Here is a 17,014-nt window from a genome sequence, read left to right on the forward strand (position 1 = left end):
CCATAAGAGATTTGATTGTGAGCGCATGTTGGGTTTATAACCCAACATACTTTAAGGAGAGTAGTTAATGCGAGAACCCTTTATTCTTCATCCAGGCGAGTTGGACTTGCAGAAAATAAAAAATATTTTAAACATGCAACTAACGTGTGTTCTTGCTGAAGAAGCACTTGAGTCAATTCATGCATCCCATCAGATGGTGACGAAAGTCATTCAAGAGAAAAAAACTGTTTATGGCATTAATACAGGATTTGGATCATTAGCCAATCAGACAATTCCAGAAGAAAATTTGAAACAGTTACAAAAAAATATAGTTCTTTCTCATGCTTGCGGGACAGGCGAATTGTTGTCTGATGACATTGTTGCTTTAATTTTGCTGCTCAAAATTAACAACTTGGCTCAAGGATATTCTGGGGTTCGGATGCAACTCATTGAAGCATTAATTTCTTTATTTAACTATAAGATATATCCTTGCATCCCTGCTAAGGGTTCTGTAGGTGCTTCAGGTGATTTAGCGCCTTTAGCGCACATGTCCTTACCGCTATTGGGTGTTGGAAATGTTCGTTATCAGGGAAAAATAATTCCAGCTGTTGAGGGTTTGAAAATAGCAGGTTTAAAGCCCATCGATTTGGAAGCAAAAGAAGGTCTTGCCCTCCTGAATGGATTACAAGTCTCTACCGCAATTGCTTTAAACTCCTTATTTACTACAGAAACCCTGTTTGAAACGGCTCTTGTCGCAGGCGCTTTATCCATTGATGCGGCAATGGGAAGCGATGTTCCATTTGATGATCGAATCCAAAGGGTACGTGGTCATCAGGCACAACGAGATGTAGCTTATGTTTATAGGGAATTATTAAAAGGGAGCGAAATTCGTGAAGCACATCGGGATTGCTCTCGTGTTCAGGATCCTTATTCTTTGAGATGTCAACCGCAAATTATGGGTGCCATATTACATCAAATTCGTTTCGTGAGAGACACTTTACAAGTCGAGGTTAATGGCATTTCGGATAATCCACTTGTTTTTAGTGAACAGGAGCAAATCCTTTCGGGAGGCAATTTCCATGGGGAAATTGTAGCTATGCTGGCGGATAACCTTGCATTGGCAATAGCGGAAATAGGAGCAAACGCAGAGCGTAGGATTGCATTACTTATTGATAAAAATTTTAGCGGGTTACCTGCTTTTCTAATTAAAGAAAGCGGTTTAAATTCTGGATTTATGATTGCTCATGTGACCGCGGCTGCTTGTGCTAGTGCAAATAAAGCCCTTGCTCACCCACATTCCGTCGATAGTTTACCCACCTCAGCAAATCAGGAAGATCATGTGTCTATGGCCACTAGTGCTGCCAGACGTCTACAGGAGATGAATGATAATACCGCAACCATTTTAGCTATTGAGCTCTTGGCAGCAAGTCAGGGAATTGAATTCCATAGACCGCTAAAATCATCTTCATTATTAGAAGAAGCACTACAGCGAGTTCGCTCGTATGTTGCAGCTTATGATACTGATCGATTTTTTGCACCGGATATTGAAACAATCAAACAAAAAATTTTAAAAAGTGAGTTTGCAGATTTCAACTTTCCCTTATGAGATAAAAATAGAGATGAAAAGTGACAGTTAAAATTTATACCGATGGTGCATGTAAGGGGAACCCCGGACCTGGAGGATGGGGGGTATTGCTTCGCTATAAAGGCCAGGAAAAAACGCTTTATGGCGCTGAAACACATACCACCAATAATCGTATGGAATTGATGGCTGCGATAAAAGGGTTGGAAGCCTTAAAACGTCCTTGTGCCGTAGATTTATATACCGATTCTCAATATGTAAGGCAGGGCATGACGGAATGGTTATCTAACTGGAAAAAAAATGGTTGGAAAAACTCAAAAAAAGATCCTGTAAAAAATGCAGATCTTTGGAAAATTTTAGATGAATTAGCTTCTCTTCATCAAATTAACTGGCATTGGGTTAAAGGGCATTCAGGCCATGTAGAAAACGACTTGGTTGATGCTTTAGCGAATCAGGCAATTGAAGAATTAGGTGAGTAGATGATGCGGCAGATTATATTAGATACAGAAACTACAGGTATAGGACATGAGCACGGTCATCGGATTATTGAAATAGGGTGTGTCGAGTTAATCGATAGAAAATTAACAGGGAATCATTTCCACGTTTATCTCAATCCCCAACGGCAAGTAGACGAGGGTGCTTTTCGTGTCCATGGGATAAGTGATGATTTTTTAAAGGATAAGCCATTATTCGAAGAAATGGCTGAAGAATTTTGGAAGTTTATTATCGGTGCAGAATTAATTATACATAATGCGCCTTTCGATGTGGGATTTTTAAATTCCGAATTAAAATTGATTCAATGGAATAAAAAATTAGAAGATTACTGCAATATTGTTGACACTCTAGTTTTAGCGCGCGAGAAATATCCGGGTCAACGCAATAGCCTGGATGCTTTATGCAAACGATTTGGAATAGACCACTTTAATCGAGAGCTTCATGGCGCTTTGCTCGATGCGGAAATTCTTGCCTACGTCTATTTGGCAATGACGGGAGGGCAAACCAGTTTATTTGCAGAAGTGGAAGAGACATCAAGTCAAATTCGGGTTAAAACCTCGGAGATTGCAGCACTTAGCTTATCAAATCCTGTCGTCTTGTCTGCAAATACACAGGAGCTTGAGTCACATCAAGATTTTATCGATTTTCTCAGTAAAAAATCAGGTATCAATTACTGGGATGAGACCTAAAAGCAAAGATGCCGCGAACATTCGCGGCAGCAGTTCATAGAATGAATTATCGAAACTGATTAGCTTTTTGGAATCAAGTATTTAATTGCAAAATCTTTACCAATACACTCTCCAAGAGATTTTCCCCATACAGAGGCACTGTCTGAATTAATTTGATCTGGAATTTTACTATAAAGCTCTTGTTGACATTTATTCACACTCTCCGGAATTGCAGCCTTGCATTTCTCGTTAGTCATTTTAATGTCATCAAGATGTTTTTTTAATTGAGGATCGTTCTCAAATCCTTTGCAAATAAGATCAGGAAGCAAAGGTGTGACTGATTTTAACCAGCTATCCTTTGAGATAGTCATTGAGTTAGCAGAAGATGCCCCAGTATTATTGGGTGTATCTTCAGCATATGTCGTGAAGGAGATAAATGTACAACCCAAAATAATAGAAGAAGCAACAAGCAAATGTTTAGTCATGATTGAATATCCTTTTATAATCCTAACATTAATAGTAGGACAAATATTAAAAAATTGCTTTTTAAATAATTTGAATTGATCAATAATTGAACTAAAATTAAGGAGAAGATGGATAAATAATTAGGAATCATTATGGAAAAACAAAGTTCTTTATCACCATTGATTTATTTTTTATTCTTTTTATTCTTCTTTTCTCTTTTGTTTTCTTCCAAGACTTTAGCGAATACATTTGTTTTTAATCCCAACACCCATACATGGAAAGCTATTGACTCTAATGGCAAGGTTGTCCGAACGGGACATGGGTCAGGAGGAAAAAAATATTGCCCCGACATCCATCGCGGATGTAAAACACCCAGTGGTGTGTTTACAGTTTGGAGCAAAGGGGGGCCAGGATGTAAATCTTCTCGTTATCCTGTAGGAAAAGGTGGATCTCCGATGCCATATTGTATGTTTTTTACAAAATATTATGCAATTCATGGCTCTTATGAAGTGCCCAGTTATAACGCAAGCCACGGGTGTATCAGACTGTATCCTTCTGATGCAAAATGGTTAAGCCATAATTTTATTAAAATCGGGACAAAGGTTATTGTGAAACCTTATTGAGATGTTCACAGAAAGATGCAATGAAGAGGTACCATCTTTATTTCATTGCATCTTCTACTTAATTATCATCTTCATCATCAATACTAAAGGATGAGCCGCATCCACAAGTAGTTTTTGCATTTGGATTACGAATAACGAATTGTTCCCCTTGTATTCCCTGGACATAATCAATTTCCGCATCATGAAGGTATTGATAGCTCATGGAATCCACGAGAAGTCTTACGGAAGAAACACCATCGGAGCAGTATTGGACAACTACGGTGTCATCTTCATTAATATCTTCATCAAAACTAAAGCCATATTGAAATCCTGAGCAGCCTCCGCCTGTAATGGAGACACGAAGATTTAAATTTGGATTTTCTTCTTCTTTGATTAGTTCAGCTACCTTGTCTGCTGCACTAACAGAAAAGCGAATGTCATTGGTAGTAGGGGATATATCGATAGCAGCCATTTTAACTCCCGGTATTTAATATAATTATAATGTAATTATCGAATAATTTGTTCAATAGTAGCACCTCCCAGGCACTGATTTTTATCATAAAAAACGACATACTGCCCTGGGGTTATAGCTCTTTGCGGATTTGAAAACATCACGTAATGCTGATTTTCATTTTCTGGTGAAACAATACAGCCTTGCTCTGGTTGTCTGTATCTTGTTTTAGCATAACAGGTCAAGGGAAGATTATTCTTGTGATCAGCCAACCAATGAATGGGGCCGCAAATCAATCCTTGTGCATAAAGCATAGGATGTTGACTTCCCTGGGCGACATATAAGGTGTTGGTTTCTATATCTTTATCGACGACATACCAAGGATCATCAGTGGTGTTTTGCAAGCCTCCAATACCCAGTCCCTGGCGTTGCCCTAAAGTATAAAACATTAATCCATCATGTTTGCCAAGAATTGTGCCACTGGTGCTTTTTATCTCTCCTGGGCGTGCTAAAATAAACTCTTGTAAAAAAGATTTAAAACGTTTCTCTCCAATAAAACAAATACCAGTCGAATCCTTCTTCGCTTGGGTCACTAAGCCAATTTTTTTAGCCAACGCTCTAATTTCTTGTTTTGTATAATCCCCGACTGGAAATAGGGTCTTAGACAAAGCTTTAGGATCTACAGCATGCAGAAAATAGGTTTGATCTTTATCCCTATCCTTCGCTTTATACAAAAGTCCTATGTCGCCTTCTATTTTATTTTTGGCATAATGTCCCGTAGCGATATAATCAGCGCCTAGGGTTAACGCATGATTTAGAAAGGCATTAAATTTGATTTCCTTATTGCATAATACATCAGGATTAGGTGTTCTTCCTTTCTCATATTCACTTAAAAAGTGGGTGAAAACTCTTTGCCAATAATCTTCTGAGAAATTAACCGTGTGCAGCGGGATTTGTAATTGATTGCATACAGCCTGAGCATCCGCTAAATCAAGAGCTGCAGGACAAAATTCTTCCGTGTCGTCTTGTTCCCAGTTTTTCATAAACAAGCCTTCGACTTCATAGCCAGCTTCTTTTAACAACCAAGCTGCAACTGAGGAATCAACGCCACCCGACATTCCAACAATAACTTTAGCTTTCATAAAATTTAGATACCGCTTAATATTTTATCTCAATGCAATAGCATGGGATGGACCGACAAAACCTGCAATTAAGCCAAAAATATATTTTGGGGATTAATCTATCTCTTTCGGCTTATCCTCAAGAGCGTAGAGGTACAAAAAAGTACAAACTTAATTGGCAGTATGGGAAAATCTGTTCCAAACTACTGTTCAAAGATGTTTTAAAAATTAACACTATAGGATACGACAATAATGCTGCACTTACAAGAAATGGTAAAACAAGGTCAACAAAAAAGAACAATGACCCTGAGTGAAAGATTACCAAATTTTATTATCTCTACTTGTCAGTTGGATGTTACTTATCATGTTGAAGCAAAAGAAGATTTTTACCTAATACATCTTCACGTGAAAGGTGCAATACCCATTCAATGCCAACGTTGTATGGACGAATTTCATTTTCCGTACGATAATATGACAGTAGTTGCTGTATGTCGTACCGATGAAAGGGCAGAACAGATATTGGAGCATTATGAATGTATCGTTTCTGCAAGCTTGCAAATAAGTCTAGAAGATATGCTAATTGATGAGTTACATCTCTATGCCCCACAATTTCATCCAAATACTAATGAGTGCAGCAGTGAAATAAATCAATTTTTAGCTGGAAAAAATGAATTTTATTGAAATTTTATCTAATAAACACTAATATTCCCGCTTTATGAATGCAATTTGTTTAGGAGTAATACAATGGCCGTACAACAAAATAAAAAATCACGCTCACGCCGTGATATGAGACGTTCGCATGATGCTTTGACCAAACCAACCCTTTCTGTTGATGCAACTACTGGTGAAACACATCGTCGTCATCATATGACAGAAGATGGTTATTATCGTGGTAGAAAAGTAATTGACACAGGTAACGTTTACGAAGACGAACAAGAGTAACTTTCTTGAACAATATCACCATTGCAATTGATGCGATGGGTGGGGATCATGGTTTGAATGTTGTGATTCCTGCCTGTATTCGCGCGGCCAAAAGTAATCCTGATTTGAAACTTATTCTTGTCGGAGTTCACGACAAGATTGAAGCTTTTCTAAAAAAGCAGGGCATGGCATCCTCAAATCAATTTTCCATAGTTCATGCTTCTGAAGTGGTGACTATGGATGAATTGCCTTCGCATGCTTTAAGAAATAAAAAAGATTCTTCAATGCGTGTTGCAATTAATTTGGTGAAAGAAGGAATGGCGCAGGCTTGCGTTAGTGCTGGTAATACTGGAGCCCTTATGGCCACAGCACGTTATGTTTTAAAGACTTTACCTGGGATAGACAGACCAGCAATTATATCTGAATTGCCAACAATGCGCGGTAGGACGTGGGTTATCGATTTGGGTGCCAACGTGGACTCCTGCGCAGAACATTTATTCCAATTCGCGGTAATGGGATCTGCATTGGTGCAGGCAGTCGCGAATAAAGCCAAACCTAAAATCGCCTTATTAAATATAGGCGTTGAAGAGATGAAGGGTAATGATCAAGTAAAACGTACCGCCCATATGCTCGCGGAATCCAAGGTGATGAATTATGTCGGCTATGTAGAAGGCGATCATTTTTATACTGGAGACGTAGATTTAGTAGTCTGTGATGGCTTTGTTGGTAATGTTGCTTTAAAAGCGAGTGAAGGTCTTGCTAAATTTTTCGTAAGTCTGCTTATGGAATCATTTAATAGAACCTGGTATACCAAACTTTCTGCATTAATTGCACGTCCGGCATTAAAACATCTAAAAAAACGCTTTGACCCCTCCCGTTATAATGGTGCAAGTATGCTTGGTTTAAATGGTATTGTGGTAAAAAGCCATGGCGGTGCTAATGAGCTTGGCTTTCAACATGCGATTGAGCAAGCGGTACTTGAAGTAAAAAATAATGTAATAGATTTGGTTCGTGTACAAATAAATGATTTTATAAATCAGGGATTGCTGTTATGAAAAATGCTGTAATACGTGGTACCGGAAGTTATATTCCTGAAAAACAACTTACCAATATCGAACTTGAGTCGATGCTAGACACCAGTGATGAATGGATTGTTTCAAGAACTGGCATCAGCAGTCGTAGCATTGCGCAACCTCATGAAACTACTTCTTACATGGCGGCCAAAGCTGCTGAGCAGGCTTTGGAAGCTTCCAGTCTGAATGCTGATGAAATTGATTTAATATTGGTGGCAACATGCACCCCTGATCATTTTTTTCCAGGTGTAGCCTGCTATGTACAGCACGCTTTAAAGATGAAACGGCCCATACCTGCTTTTGATGTAGGCGCTGCCTGTAGTGGTTTTGTCTATGTTATGGATATCGCAAAACAGTATATTGCGACAGGTGCAGCACAAAATATACTGGTTATAGGTAGTGAGAGCATGTCCAGGGCTGTAGACTGGACTGATCGGGCAACTTGCGTATTGTTTGGTGACGGAGCAGGCGCTTTGGTTTTAAGTGCCAGTGACAGAGAAGGTGTCATGGGAAGCGTCATTCATGCCTCTTATGATGCAGAAAAGCTATTAAATCTTAGTAATGCAACATTTCATGACCAACGAGCTACGATTACGATGCGTGGTAATGAAGTTTTTAAAATTGCCGTAAAAATTATGGGTGATGTTGTTGATGAAGTATTAGAAGCGAGCCAATTAAAAAAATCAGACATACAATGGCTAATTCCTCATCAAGCCAATATGCGTATTATTCAAGCCATTGCTAAAAAACTTGACCTGCCCATGTCACAAGTCATTGTTACCATTGGTAGCCAGGGTAATACCTCGGCTGCATCTATTCCTTTGGCTTTAGATCATTCTATTCGAACCAATCAGATTAAAAGAGACGAGTTGTTATTAATTGAGTCTTTTGGTGGTGGAATGACTTGGGGCGCTATGGTGATTCGTTATTAATCATTTATTTAAAATAAATATTGAATTAAATTTGTTAGTTCGGAGTTTTTTCTAATGGTAAAAACAGCATTCGTATTTCCTGGGCAAGGTTCGCAATCAATAGGTATGTTAGCAGATTTTGAATTGCAATATCCTATTGTTGTCAAAACATTTGCAGAAGCATCAGAAGCAGTAGGTTATGATCTATGGAAGCTTGTTCAACATGGACCTGAAGAAAAGTTAAACCAAACAGAGCATACCCAAGTTGCAATGCTCACTGCTGACGTTGCTGTATTTAGGGTGTTAATGCAGCAAGAAATGGCTCAGCCAATGATTATGGCGGGACATAGTCTGGGTGAATATGCTGCATTGGTGTGTGCTGATTCATTGTCTTTATTTGATGCTGCATGCTTAGTAGCCTACAGAGGGCAAGTCATGCAAAATGCAGTACCTTTGGGCTTAGGGGCTATGGCTGCAATTGTTGGATTAACTGATGAGCAAGTAAGCGCCTTATGTATTCAAGCCAGTAATGATAAAGAAGTTGTGACCCCTGCAAATTACAATGCTATTGGCCAAGTCGTGGTTGCAGGCCATTCTCCAGCAGTAACGAGAATTATAAGCTTGGCTGAAGAGGCTGGCGCTCGTTTGGCTAAGGTGATTCCCGTAAGTGTTCCTTGCCACTGTCCCTTATTGTCAGAAGCTGCAATATCTTTCGGAGAATATTTAGCTAAGATTGAATTTGGTAAACCAAAAGTAGATGTTGTGAGCAACGTCGATTTAAGTATCTACCATTCCGAGGAACACATACGGGAAAAATTGACAGAACAGCTTTATAGTCCTGTTCGCTGGGTTGAAACCATACAATTATTTAAAAAGATGGGTATTACTCTTATTCTTGAGTGTGGCCCGGGTAAAGTGCTGAGCGGATTAACTAAAAGAATAGACAGAAGTATAAACACGATAAGTGTATACGATACGATTAGTCTGGATCAGATTGAAGAACAATTTGCATAATATAAACCTTATACAGGAATAATCAGGATTTAAAGATTATTTAGTAGAAGTATCCAAGACATAACCTAAATAACATTTTCTTTTGAGGAAAGTAACGATGAATTTAGAGGGAAAAATTGCCTTAGTTACAGGTGCTAGCCGGGGAATAGGTCAGGCTATAGCCCTTAAATTAGCCCAGCAAGGCGCTTTTGTATTTGGCTCTGCCACTACGGAACAAGGTGCTCAATCGATTGATGCTTATTTTGAAAAAGAAAAACTATCGGGAAAAGGTCTGGTTCTGGATGTTACAAATGCTGAGCAGATTGAAAAAGTAGTGGGCGAATTAATTCATGAAAACCAAGCACCTTCTATATTAGTGAATAATGCGGGTATCACCTCCGATAATTTACTGCTGCGTATGGATGATGATGAATGGTACAAAGTCATTGAAACCAATTTGAATTCAATATACAAAATGTCTAAAATTTGTATAAAGTCTATGTTTAGGGCACGATGGGGTCGAATTATTTCTATTGGGTCAGTTGTGGGTTCAAGCGGAAACTCAGGGCAAGTGAATTATACTGCAGCCAAAGCTGGAGTAGTGGGCTTTAGTAAATCTTTAGCTCAAGAAGTTGGAAGTAGAGGTATTACCGTGAATGTTGTTGCACCTGGATTTATTGATACGGATATGACCGCAGCATTACCTGATATGGTAAAGGACGAAATGTTAAAAAGAATTCCTATGCGAAAACTGGGGGAGCCTCAAGATATAGCTGAAGCAGTAGCCTTTTTGGCATCAGAAAGTGCTAAATATATTACAGGTGAAACAATTCATGTCAACGGCGGGATGTATATGGACTAAATGCACTTGCGTTATCTGTATAAATGAATAAACTATACCACTTCCATTTAACTTTGGTTTTTTGATTTTTAGATATTGCTTTAAAATAAAAATAATTAAGACAAAGGCAATATACGGATTGTTAGGTTTTATGAACAATTTGGAAACAAATAAGAATAAATTGCTTTCTCAAGCAATCAAAATTAAGTGGGAGTAGTGTAGTAGTAATGAATCAATGTTTTTAAAATTTCTATCAACCGAAAGAGGAAAATCAAGTTATGAGTACAGTTGAAGAGCGTGTTCGCAAAATTGTTGTTGAACAATTAGGAGTTAAAGAAGAAGAGTTAAAGAATGATGCATCATTCGTTGATGACTTGGGTGCGGATTCTTTAGATACTGTGGAATTAGTTATGGCTCTTGAAGAAGAATTCGAAACAGAAATTCCTGATGAAAAAGCTGAAAAAATTACCACGATCCAAGAAGCAATTGATTATATTGAATCTAATTTAAATAAAGAAGAAGCATAATTTTTTCTTTTATCTTTCTCTCCTGCGTTTACCTTAGGGGAGAAAGAAGGAATGTTTTACGAGGAGCTTTCATTGAATAAGCGGCGTGTAGTGATTACTGGTATGGGTATGCTTACCCCTGTCGGGCTTAATGTAGAAGAAACTTGGCAAAATATATTGGCTGGTAAAAGCGGTGTTGTTGTGGCAGATGAGTTTGATGCCAACGAATACAGTACCCGGATATGGGCTAAGGTCAAAGATTTTAATATTGAGAACTATGTTCCGCTTAAAGATGCACGCAAAATGGATGTATTTACTCAATATGGCATTGCTGCAGCTGATGAAGCAATTCGAGATTCAGGTTTGAATATTGATGCAAATTTAGCAAACCGTATTGGGGTAGCGGTTGGCGCGGGTATTGGAGGAATTCAGACCATAAGCAATAACCAGGATAAACTTATGGCAGGTGGCCCACGTAAAGTATCTCCCTTTTTTATTCCAGCAGGTATTATTAACATGGTTGCTGGACAAATTTCGATCAGGCACCAGCTTAAAGGACCCAATATTTCTGTGGTTACTGCTTGCACCACCGGCACACATAATATTGGCCTTGCTGGAAGAATGATATCATATGGTGATGCTGATGTCATGGTATGTGGTGGGGCAGAAATGACCTTAACCCCATTGTGTTTGGCCGGATTTTCTGCCGTACGATCTTTATCTAAACGTAATGATGAGCCCGAAAAGGCATCAAGACCATTCGATAAAGATAGAGATGGTTTTGTTATGGGTGAGGGTGCGGGAATCCTTGTATTGGAAGAATATGAGCATGCCAAGGCGCGCGGGGCCAAAATTTACGCCGAGCTTGTGGGATTCGGGATGTCTGGTGATGCTTATCATATCACTGCTCCAGATGAAGATGCAGATGGTGCTGCTCGTGCAATGGAAGCAGCCATCCATGATGCCCACATTGATCCAGAGCAAGTGGATTATATTAATGCACATGGTACATCAACTTATCTCAATGACTTAAATGAGACAAAAGCAATAAAACGTGTATTCAAGCAACATGCCTATGATTTGGCTGTAAGTTCCACCAAATCCATGACCGGTCATTTGTTAGGTGCTGCGGGCGCTGTAGAAGCAATTTTTAGTATTTTAGCTATTAGAGATCAAATTGCTCCACCAACAATTAATTTAGATAATCCGGATGAAGGATGTGATTTAAACTATGTACCCCATACACCTCAAAAAAGAAACATTAATTATGTTCTGAGTAACTCACTAGGTTTTGGTGGAACAAATGGTAGCTTGTTATTTAAGCGGGTATAAATGATATTTCTAAGACATAAAAAACTTTGGCTTTATTTATCAGTATTGTTTTTTATGTCTTTCCTTTCTTTCTTTTTATATCTCTATGTTCAAATAACAAGACCGATTCTTTCAAAACAAAGTGCTTCGGTGGTTATTACCGTAGATCGAGCCGCTTCAGCCTCACAATTCGTAAGAAATTTAAAAGAAAAAAATTTAGTTCAATCCACCACACCACTTCTAATGGTGATTCGCTATACCGGTTTGTCCTCCCAACTCAAAGCAGGCGTATATGAAATTAAGCCTGGTGAAACCGCAATGCAGTTAATCCAAAGAGTGGTCGCGGGAGACGTATTAACTCAAAACTTCATAATCATCGCAGGAACTACGCAGCAGAAAATATCTCAAGATTTGATGAAGGCATCCTTTTTAACTTATCGTCCAGAAGATTGGAATTTTATTTTGGACAACCACCCAAATGCCGAAGGACTCGTCCTTGCCGACACTTATCAATATAGGGGTGGAAGTAGTGCAAAAAATTTGCTGGAGCATGCGCACCGCAATTTAATGATTTATTTAAATAAAGTTTGGGCTGAAAGGGCATCTAATTTACCGTATAAGAATCCATATGAATTACTAACAGCCGCTTCAATCATTGAAAAAGAAACTGCCATTGCTCAAGAACGTCAATTGATCTCCGGGGTAATGGTCAATCGATTAAATAAAAAAATGCCTTTACAAATGGATCCTACAGTAATTTATGGCTTGGGTTCTGCTTATAACGGGAAATTAACTCATAATGATTTGCTGATTGACTCACCTTATAACTCGTACCATTATCGAGGTTTACCTCCAACCCCTATTGCTATGGTAGGGAAAGAAGCATTGTATGCTGCGGCTCATCCGCAATTATCCAATTATTTATATTTTGTTGCCAAAGGGGATGGAACGCATCAGTTTTCTGAAACTTACCAGCAGCAAAAGCAAGCGATTAATCAATACAAACGCAAGGATTTCTAATGCCATCATGGAAATTAGACCAACCGTCAAATGAATTTATAAAACAAGAAAATAAAGGAAAATTTATTGTTATTGAGGGAATGGAAGGCGCAGGAAAATCTACGGCAATAAATACCCTTACCGAACTACTTGCCAAAAAACAAATAAAAACCTTAACGACTCGTGAGCCAGGTGGGACGCCTATAGGCGAGGTTTTACGGGACTTAATTAAAAATCCTCAATATAGCGACACATTAGATGATCGAAGCGAATTATTATTATTCTATACTGCCAGAATTCAACTTCTTGAAGAAGTGATTAAGCCGGCACTGAATCAAGGCATTTGGGTGATTGCCGATCGATTTGAATTATCAACAAAAGCATACCAAGGTGGTGGTCGAGGTTTAGACCAAAAAATGATTGATTCTTTATCTTCTTTTGTACTGAATGGATTTAAACCTGATTTAACATTATATTTGGATATTAGTCCTGAAGAAGGAATGGTAAGGATCAAATCCAGGGGAGAGTTAGACAGGATTGAGCAACAATCCATTGATTTTTTCCATCGTGTCCATGAAAGTTATATTGGTCATGTTAAAATGACTGCGAATACATTGGTTATTGATGCAAGTAAACCGTTAGATGAAGTACAACAAAAATTACAAAAAGTCATGAATGAATTTATAGAGCACAGTCAATGAGTGATTTGCAGGATCGTCTTTTATTGAATGGCAGCAAAAGATATTCAAGCCAATGGAGCCGCATTCAATCCGCTTGGCTAAGTAGCCGGATTCCACAGGCTATGTTATTTGTGGGTCCATTTAATTATGATTTTAATGATTTCGTCAGAAGATTAACTCAATTGTTTTTTTGCAAAATAAAAAATGATGACCCTTGCTTCGAATGTAATGATTGTCTTATGGTTACTCAAGGTGAGCATCCTGATGTGGCATGGATTAAACCTGAAAAAAATGGCGGCCCAATTAAAATCGATCAAATCAGGGAATTACAAACTGATGTCTATTTAACGCCCCAACGTTCAAAATATCGGTTGGTTGTAATTGAATCTGCTGATCGTATGAATATTGCTGCGGCCAATTCCTTGCTAAAAATTTTGGAAGAGCCTGCTCAACAGACTATCTTCTTACTTTTAGCACAACAATTAAGTACTTTATTGCCTACGGTCTTGAGCCGATGTCAAATTCTTCGCTTTAATCAATACCATGATTCGTCGATAACAAATCTTTTACAGTTGGCTAACGAATCCGTCGAGTCTGAAAAAGTAAGGGTTGTAAAAGAGTCTGACTTGATTTTGAATGGTTTAATTGCTGTATTGGAACAAAGAGAACATCCAAGCCGAATTGTGAGTCAGTGGAGCAATTTTGAGTTAAGTGGATTAATTTGGTTTCTATACCTTATTTATGCGCAAGTCCAAGTTTTGCTATTAAATAAATTTGCAGCCTCAGATCCTTCGCTCCCTCAATTAAATACTTTAAAGTCATTAATTAGTCCTTTAAAAATTTATTCCCAGATAGATAAAATAAATACATTAAAGCGAAAATTAAGCCATAATATGAATGTAAATCCAACTTTGGCATTAGAAGATTTACTGTTAGAGCTTTACAGTAAGTCCAAGGGTTGCCCATAAAACAGATTACTTCTTAAGATATCTGATTTTAGGGTTCAGGGAGAACGAGCATGGATACGACACAGCAGATTAATTGTTCATTTCCGAATGAGTTAGCACTTTATGCTGCTTATATGCCTTTTGTCAAAGGAGGGGGGTTGTTTATCCGATCAAATACAAAATATCTTTTTGGTTCCATAGTAAAGCTATTGATCAAACTGATGGATGAAGATGAACTTTATGTAGTAGACGGCAAAGTGGTTTGGATTACTCCTAAAGGAGCTCAAGGTAATAAAGTACCAGGAATAGGGGTACAATTTGTTGGTGAAAACAGTCGTTATCTCTGCAATAAAATAGAAACCTATTTAGCAGGCATGTTAAAATCTTCACAATTAACCGATACAATTTAATATTTCAAACAATACTTTGCTTCTTCTTAACAGGAGCAAATAGTTTATGAGGTCATTCATGTTAGTGGATTCGCATTGTCATTTAAATTTTCTTGATTTAACTGAGTTTAATGAAGACATATCCTATGTCCTGGCTCAAGCAAAGGCGAATGATGTCCAGCACTTTTTATGCGTTTGTGTTGAGTTAAAAGATTATCCTCAATTGGAAGCCTTAGCAGCAAAGTATCCTGAGATTAGCATTTCAGTGGGTGTTCACCCGAATACTGAATTAGAAAACCCTGTTACAGCACAAATATTATGTGATTTAGCGAATAACCCTGCATGTATCGCAATTGGAGAAACAGGTTTGGATTATTATCGAACTCATACAGATGAGGCGCGAGAAGGACAGCGTAACTTATTTAGAGAACATATTAAAGCTGCATTAAAAACTTCAAAACCTTTAATTATTCACACCAGACAAGCAGCAGAAGATACGATATCTTTGATGACATCAGAAAATGCACAGGATATCGGTGGCGTTATGCATTGTTTTGCTGAAAGTTTGGATATCGCAAAAAAAGCCATAGATTTGAATTTCTATATTTCATTTTCAGGAATTGTTACTTTTAAAAATGCAACTGAACTACAGGAAGTTGCTCGGAAAATACCTTTGGATCGTATACTTATTGAAACCGATTCACCTTATTTAGCGCCCGTTCCTTATCGTGGCAAACAAAATCATCCTGCTCTGGTAAAACATGTAGCAGAAGCAATCGCAGCGCTTCGTAATATGTCTTACGAGGAAATAGCTGAAATGACAACCCATAACTTTTATACTTGCTTCAAATTATAAACATGCCAAAAATACTGTAAGTGGCTATAGTTGAGGCAAAGGGGAGGTCCAGCGACATTGGCAATCTCTAATTTTATGTTCCTTGAATTAACCCAGGATAAGTAATGAGGATTAATGAATGACTTTATATATTGGTTTGATGTCTGGAACGAGCATGGACGGCATTGATGTTGCTCTAGTAGATGGAGTAAAGAATACATTGGTCTATGGAATGACTAAAAAATACAGTGATACAGTACAAACGCTTCTTACAAGACTCCTTACTGGCGAAGAATTAACTTTAGCATCGATTCGACAACTCGATACACTGATTGGAAGAGATTTTGCTCATGCTGTAAATGAATTATTACAAGAGACTCAATTATCCGCAAGCGACATTTGTGCAATAGGAAGTCATGGCCAAACTGTGTGCCATGATGCAAATTGCAGCATCCCGTACACCTTACAGCTAGGGTGTGCTCATACTATTTCAGAATTGACAGGTATTACTGTAGTCGCCGACTTTAGAACCCGTGATTTAGTGATAGGAGGGAAAGGGGCGCCTTTTGCGCCAATTTATCACCAGAAATTATTTAATGAAAAGCAAAATCCTGTTGCCATTGTGAATATAGGGGGAATCGCCAATATTACTTTGATTTATGGAAATGATTCAGTAAAAGGGTGGGACATTGGCCCAGGTAATTGCTTGATGGATGCCTGGATTATGAAACATCGGGGTAAATTTTATGATGAGAATGGGGAGTGGGCACTAGAAGGGGAGATAATTGAAGCATTGCTTAATGCTTTAAAGTCCGATCCGTTTATTCATTCTTCAGCACCTAAAAGTATTGGAAAAGAATATTTTTCTTTATCCTGGTTGAATAATTATTTAGAAAAGGAATATAAGCCAGAAGACATACAAAAAACATTATTGGCGCTTACAGCGACTACCATTGCAGAAACAATTCTTAATGAGCATTCACCGATTAAAAATATGTATTTATGTGGTGGGGGTACTCATAATATTGCTTTGAAGCAGATGTTGGCTCAATTACTTCCTAATACGAATGTAAAAAGCATTGCTGAAATTGGAATAAATCCTGATTATTTAGAGGCAATGATGTTTGCTTGGTTAGCTGCCCAAACAATAAATCATATTCCTTTAGATTTAGGTCCTGTTACTGGTGCACGAAAGCCAGCAATTTTAGGGGCAATTTATCCTTCTAGCATAGGATACATTTAATT

The 17,014-nt window shown here is 38.1% G+C and carries 21 protein-coding genes; 18 read left to right on the forward strand and 3 right to left on the reverse strand.

Features of this window, described 5'->3' with window-relative positions; all coding sequences use genetic code 11:
- Nucleotides 1–67: 67 nt before the first annotated feature.
- The 3 genes from hutH to dnaQ are packed head-to-tail and all read left to right on the forward strand — an operon-like array spanning nucleotide 68 to nucleotide 2,745.
- Nucleotides 68–1,585, forward strand: a complete 1,518-nt coding sequence (gene hutH / locus BU07_RS0109510) for a histidine ammonia-lyase (RefSeq protein ID WP_031565501.1) — start codon at nucleotides 68–70, stop codon at nucleotides 1,583–1,585.
- Nucleotides 1,586–1,605: 20 nt separating this feature from the next.
- Nucleotides 1,606–2,040, forward strand: coding sequence for a ribonuclease HI (gene rnhA / locus BU07_RS0109515; protein WP_031565502.1), 435 nt, complete (start codon nucleotides 1,606–1,608; stop codon nucleotides 2,038–2,040).
- 3 nt (nucleotides 2,041–2,043) lie between these two features.
- The gene (dnaQ, locus tag BU07_RS0109520; RefSeq protein WP_031565503.1) at nucleotides 2,044–2,745 is read left to right on the forward strand and encodes a DNA polymerase III subunit epsilon; all 702 of its coding nucleotides are present in this window, start codon (nucleotides 2,044–2,046) and stop codon (nucleotides 2,743–2,745) included.
- 59 nt (nucleotides 2,746–2,804) lie between these two features.
- On the opposite strand, the gene BU07_RS0109525 is transcribed toward dnaQ, so the two are convergent.
- Complete coding sequence (locus tag BU07_RS0109525) at nucleotides 2,805–3,209, reverse strand: hypothetical protein (protein ID WP_031565505.1); 405 nt, start codon at nucleotides 3,207–3,209, stop codon at nucleotides 2,805–2,807.
- A 132-nt stretch (nucleotides 3,210–3,341) separates the two neighbouring features.
- Between BU07_RS0109525 and BU07_RS0109530 the strand changes: the two genes are divergently transcribed.
- The gene (locus BU07_RS0109530) at nucleotides 3,342–3,812 is read left to right on the forward strand and encodes a L,D-transpeptidase (RefSeq protein WP_031565506.1); all 471 of its coding nucleotides are present in this window, start codon (nucleotides 3,342–3,344) and stop codon (nucleotides 3,810–3,812) included.
- 58 nt (nucleotides 3,813–3,870) lie between these two features.
- Here BU07_RS0109530 and erpA read toward each other — a convergent pair whose 3' ends face one another.
- Both erpA and mnmA read right to left on the reverse strand, forming a co-directional pair.
- Complete coding sequence (gene erpA / locus BU07_RS0109535) at nucleotides 3,871–4,263, reverse strand: iron-sulfur cluster insertion protein ErpA (RefSeq protein ID WP_031565508.1); 393 nt, start codon at nucleotides 4,261–4,263, stop codon at nucleotides 3,871–3,873.
- A gap of 35 nt (nucleotides 4,264–4,298) precedes the next feature.
- On the reverse strand, nucleotides 4,299–5,384 hold the full coding sequence (mnmA, locus tag BU07_RS0109540; protein ID WP_031565510.1) for a tRNA 2-thiouridine(34) synthase MnmA: 1,086 nt from the start codon (nucleotides 5,382–5,384) through the stop codon (nucleotides 4,299–4,301).
- 231 nt (nucleotides 5,385–5,615) lie between these two features.
- On the opposite strand from mnmA, the gene BU07_RS0109545 reads away from it, so the two are divergent.
- From BU07_RS0109545 to BU07_RS0109610, 14 genes are all read left to right on the forward strand, one after another.
- Complete coding sequence (locus BU07_RS0109545; protein WP_031565513.1) at nucleotides 5,616–6,044, forward strand: YceD family protein; 429 nt, start codon at nucleotides 5,616–5,618, stop codon at nucleotides 6,042–6,044.
- A 63-nt stretch (nucleotides 6,045–6,107) separates the two neighbouring features.
- Nucleotides 6,108–6,305, forward strand: coding sequence for a 50S ribosomal protein L32 (gene rpmF / locus BU07_RS0109550; RefSeq protein WP_031565514.1), 198 nt, complete (start codon nucleotides 6,108–6,110; stop codon nucleotides 6,303–6,305).
- 5 nt (nucleotides 6,306–6,310) lie between these two features.
- Nucleotides 6,311–7,339, forward strand: a complete 1,029-nt coding sequence (plsX, locus tag BU07_RS0109555; RefSeq protein WP_031565516.1) for a phosphate acyltransferase PlsX — start codon at nucleotides 6,311–6,313, stop codon at nucleotides 7,337–7,339.
- Nucleotides 7,336–8,289 carry a beta-ketoacyl-ACP synthase III gene (locus BU07_RS0109560; protein ID WP_031565518.1) on the forward strand — a complete coding sequence of 318 codons (954 nt, stop codon included), beginning with the start codon at nucleotides 7,336–7,338 and terminating at the stop codon, nucleotides 8,287–8,289. The genes plsX and BU07_RS0109560 overlap by 4 nt, the downstream gene beginning before the upstream one ends.
- 54 nt (nucleotides 8,290–8,343) lie before the next feature.
- A complete protein-coding gene (gene fabD, locus BU07_RS0109565) occupies nucleotides 8,344–9,282 on the forward strand; it encodes an ACP S-malonyltransferase (protein WP_031565519.1) in 939 nt (312 codons plus the stop codon).
- A gap of 97 nt (nucleotides 9,283–9,379) precedes the next feature.
- The gene (fabG, locus tag BU07_RS0109570; protein WP_031565521.1) at nucleotides 9,380–10,123 is read left to right on the forward strand and encodes a 3-oxoacyl-ACP reductase FabG; all 744 of its coding nucleotides are present in this window, start codon (nucleotides 9,380–9,382) and stop codon (nucleotides 10,121–10,123) included.
- 257 nt (nucleotides 10,124–10,380) lie between these two features.
- Nucleotides 10,381–10,629, forward strand: a complete 249-nt coding sequence (gene acpP, locus BU07_RS0109575; protein WP_003631752.1) for an acyl carrier protein — start codon at nucleotides 10,381–10,383, stop codon at nucleotides 10,627–10,629.
- Between the two features lie 72 nt (nucleotides 10,630–10,701).
- Nucleotides 10,702–11,940 carry a beta-ketoacyl-ACP synthase II gene (gene fabF / locus BU07_RS0109580; RefSeq protein ID WP_031565523.1) on the forward strand — a complete coding sequence of 413 codons (1,239 nt, stop codon included), beginning with the start codon at nucleotides 10,702–10,704 and terminating at the stop codon, nucleotides 11,938–11,940.
- A complete protein-coding gene (gene mltG / locus BU07_RS0109585; RefSeq protein WP_031565524.1) occupies nucleotides 11,941–12,939 on the forward strand; it encodes an endolytic transglycosylase MltG in 999 nt (332 codons plus the stop codon).
- The gene (gene tmk / locus BU07_RS0109590) at nucleotides 12,939–13,619 is read left to right on the forward strand and encodes a dTMP kinase (RefSeq protein ID WP_051635528.1); all 681 of its coding nucleotides are present in this window, start codon (nucleotides 12,939–12,941) and stop codon (nucleotides 13,617–13,619) included. The genes mltG and tmk overlap by 1 nt, the downstream gene beginning before the upstream one ends.
- On the forward strand, nucleotides 13,616–14,566 hold the full coding sequence (locus BU07_RS0109595; RefSeq protein WP_035899040.1) for a DNA polymerase III subunit: 951 nt from the start codon (nucleotides 13,616–13,618) through the stop codon (nucleotides 14,564–14,566). Before tmk ends, BU07_RS0109595 begins: the two co-directional genes overlap by 4 nt.
- A gap of 50 nt (nucleotides 14,567–14,616) precedes the next feature.
- The gene (locus BU07_RS0109600; RefSeq protein ID WP_031565529.1) at nucleotides 14,617–14,955 is read left to right on the forward strand and encodes a PilZ domain-containing protein; all 339 of its coding nucleotides are present in this window, start codon (nucleotides 14,617–14,619) and stop codon (nucleotides 14,953–14,955) included.
- A 58-nt stretch (nucleotides 14,956–15,013) separates the two neighbouring features.
- Entirely contained in the window at nucleotides 15,014–15,790 is a 777-nt protein-coding gene (locus BU07_RS0109605) for a TatD family hydrolase (protein ID WP_031565532.1), read from the forward strand.
- A gap of 118 nt (nucleotides 15,791–15,908) precedes the next feature.
- Nucleotides 15,909–17,012 carry an anhydro-N-acetylmuramic acid kinase gene (locus BU07_RS0109610; protein WP_031565534.1) on the forward strand — a complete coding sequence of 368 codons (1,104 nt, stop codon included), beginning with the start codon at nucleotides 15,909–15,911 and terminating at the stop codon, nucleotides 17,010–17,012.
- Nucleotides 17,013–17,014: the final 2 nt, after the last annotated feature.

This window comes from Legionella wadsworthii DSM 21896 = ATCC 33877, assembly GCF_000701265.1.
Taxonomy (GTDB): Bacteria; Pseudomonadota; Gammaproteobacteria; order Legionellales; family Legionellaceae; genus Legionella; species Legionella wadsworthii.

What these genes read in the sequence shown, in the direction of transcription:
- tmk (WP_051635528.1), top strand. Translation starts at nt 12,939, where the DNA reads ATGCCATCATGGAAATTAGACCAACCGTCAAATGAATTTATAAAACAA.
- fabG (WP_031565521.1), top strand. Translation starts at nt 9,380, where the DNA reads ATGAATTTAGAGGGAAAAATTGCCTTAGTTACAGGTGCTAGCCGGGGA.
- erpA (WP_031565508.1), bottom strand. Translation starts at nt 4,263, where the DNA reads ATGGCTGCTATCGATATATCCCCTACTACCAATGACATTCGCTTTTCT.
- BU07_RS0109595 (WP_035899040.1), top strand. Translation starts at nt 13,616, where the DNA reads ATGAGTGATTTGCAGGATCGTCTTTTATTGAATGGCAGCAAAAGATAT.
- BU07_RS0109605 (WP_031565532.1), top strand. Translation starts at nt 15,014, where the DNA reads ATGTTAGTGGATTCGCATTGTCATTTAAATTTTCTTGATTTAACTGAG.
- hutH (WP_031565501.1), top strand. Translation starts at nt 68, where the DNA reads ATGCGAGAACCCTTTATTCTTCATCCAGGCGAGTTGGACTTGCAGAAA.
- acpP (WP_003631752.1), top strand. Translation starts at nt 10,381, where the DNA reads ATGAGTACAGTTGAAGAGCGTGTTCGCAAAATTGTTGTTGAACAATTA.
- BU07_RS0109600 (WP_031565529.1), top strand. Translation starts at nt 14,617, where the DNA reads ATGGATACGACACAGCAGATTAATTGTTCATTTCCGAATGAGTTAGCA.
- rpmF (WP_031565514.1), top strand. Translation starts at nt 6,108, where the DNA reads ATGGCCGTACAACAAAATAAAAAATCACGCTCACGCCGTGATATGAGA.
- BU07_RS0109610 (WP_031565534.1), top strand. Translation starts at nt 15,909, where the DNA reads ATGACTTTATATATTGGTTTGATGTCTGGAACGAGCATGGACGGCATT.
- mltG (WP_031565524.1), top strand. Translation starts at nt 11,941, where the DNA reads ATGATATTTCTAAGACATAAAAAACTTTGGCTTTATTTATCAGTATTG.
- BU07_RS0109545 (WP_031565513.1), top strand. Translation starts at nt 5,616, where the DNA reads ATGCTGCACTTACAAGAAATGGTAAAACAAGGTCAACAAAAAAGAACA.
- mnmA (WP_031565510.1), bottom strand. Translation starts at nt 5,384, where the DNA reads ATGAAAGCTAAAGTTATTGTTGGAATGTCGGGTGGCGTTGATTCCTCA.
- dnaQ (WP_031565503.1), top strand. Translation starts at nt 2,044, where the DNA reads ATGCGGCAGATTATATTAGATACAGAAACTACAGGTATAGGACATGAG.
- BU07_RS0109530 (WP_031565506.1), top strand. Translation starts at nt 3,342, where the DNA reads ATGGAAAAACAAAGTTCTTTATCACCATTGATTTATTTTTTATTCTTT.
- fabD (WP_031565519.1), top strand. Translation starts at nt 8,344, where the DNA reads ATGGTAAAAACAGCATTCGTATTTCCTGGGCAAGGTTCGCAATCAATA.
- BU07_RS0109525 (WP_031565505.1), bottom strand. Translation starts at nt 3,209, where the DNA reads ATGACTAAACATTTGCTTGTTGCTTCTTCTATTATTTTGGGTTGTACA.
- BU07_RS0109560 (WP_031565518.1), top strand. Translation starts at nt 7,336, where the DNA reads ATGAAAAATGCTGTAATACGTGGTACCGGAAGTTATATTCCTGAAAAA.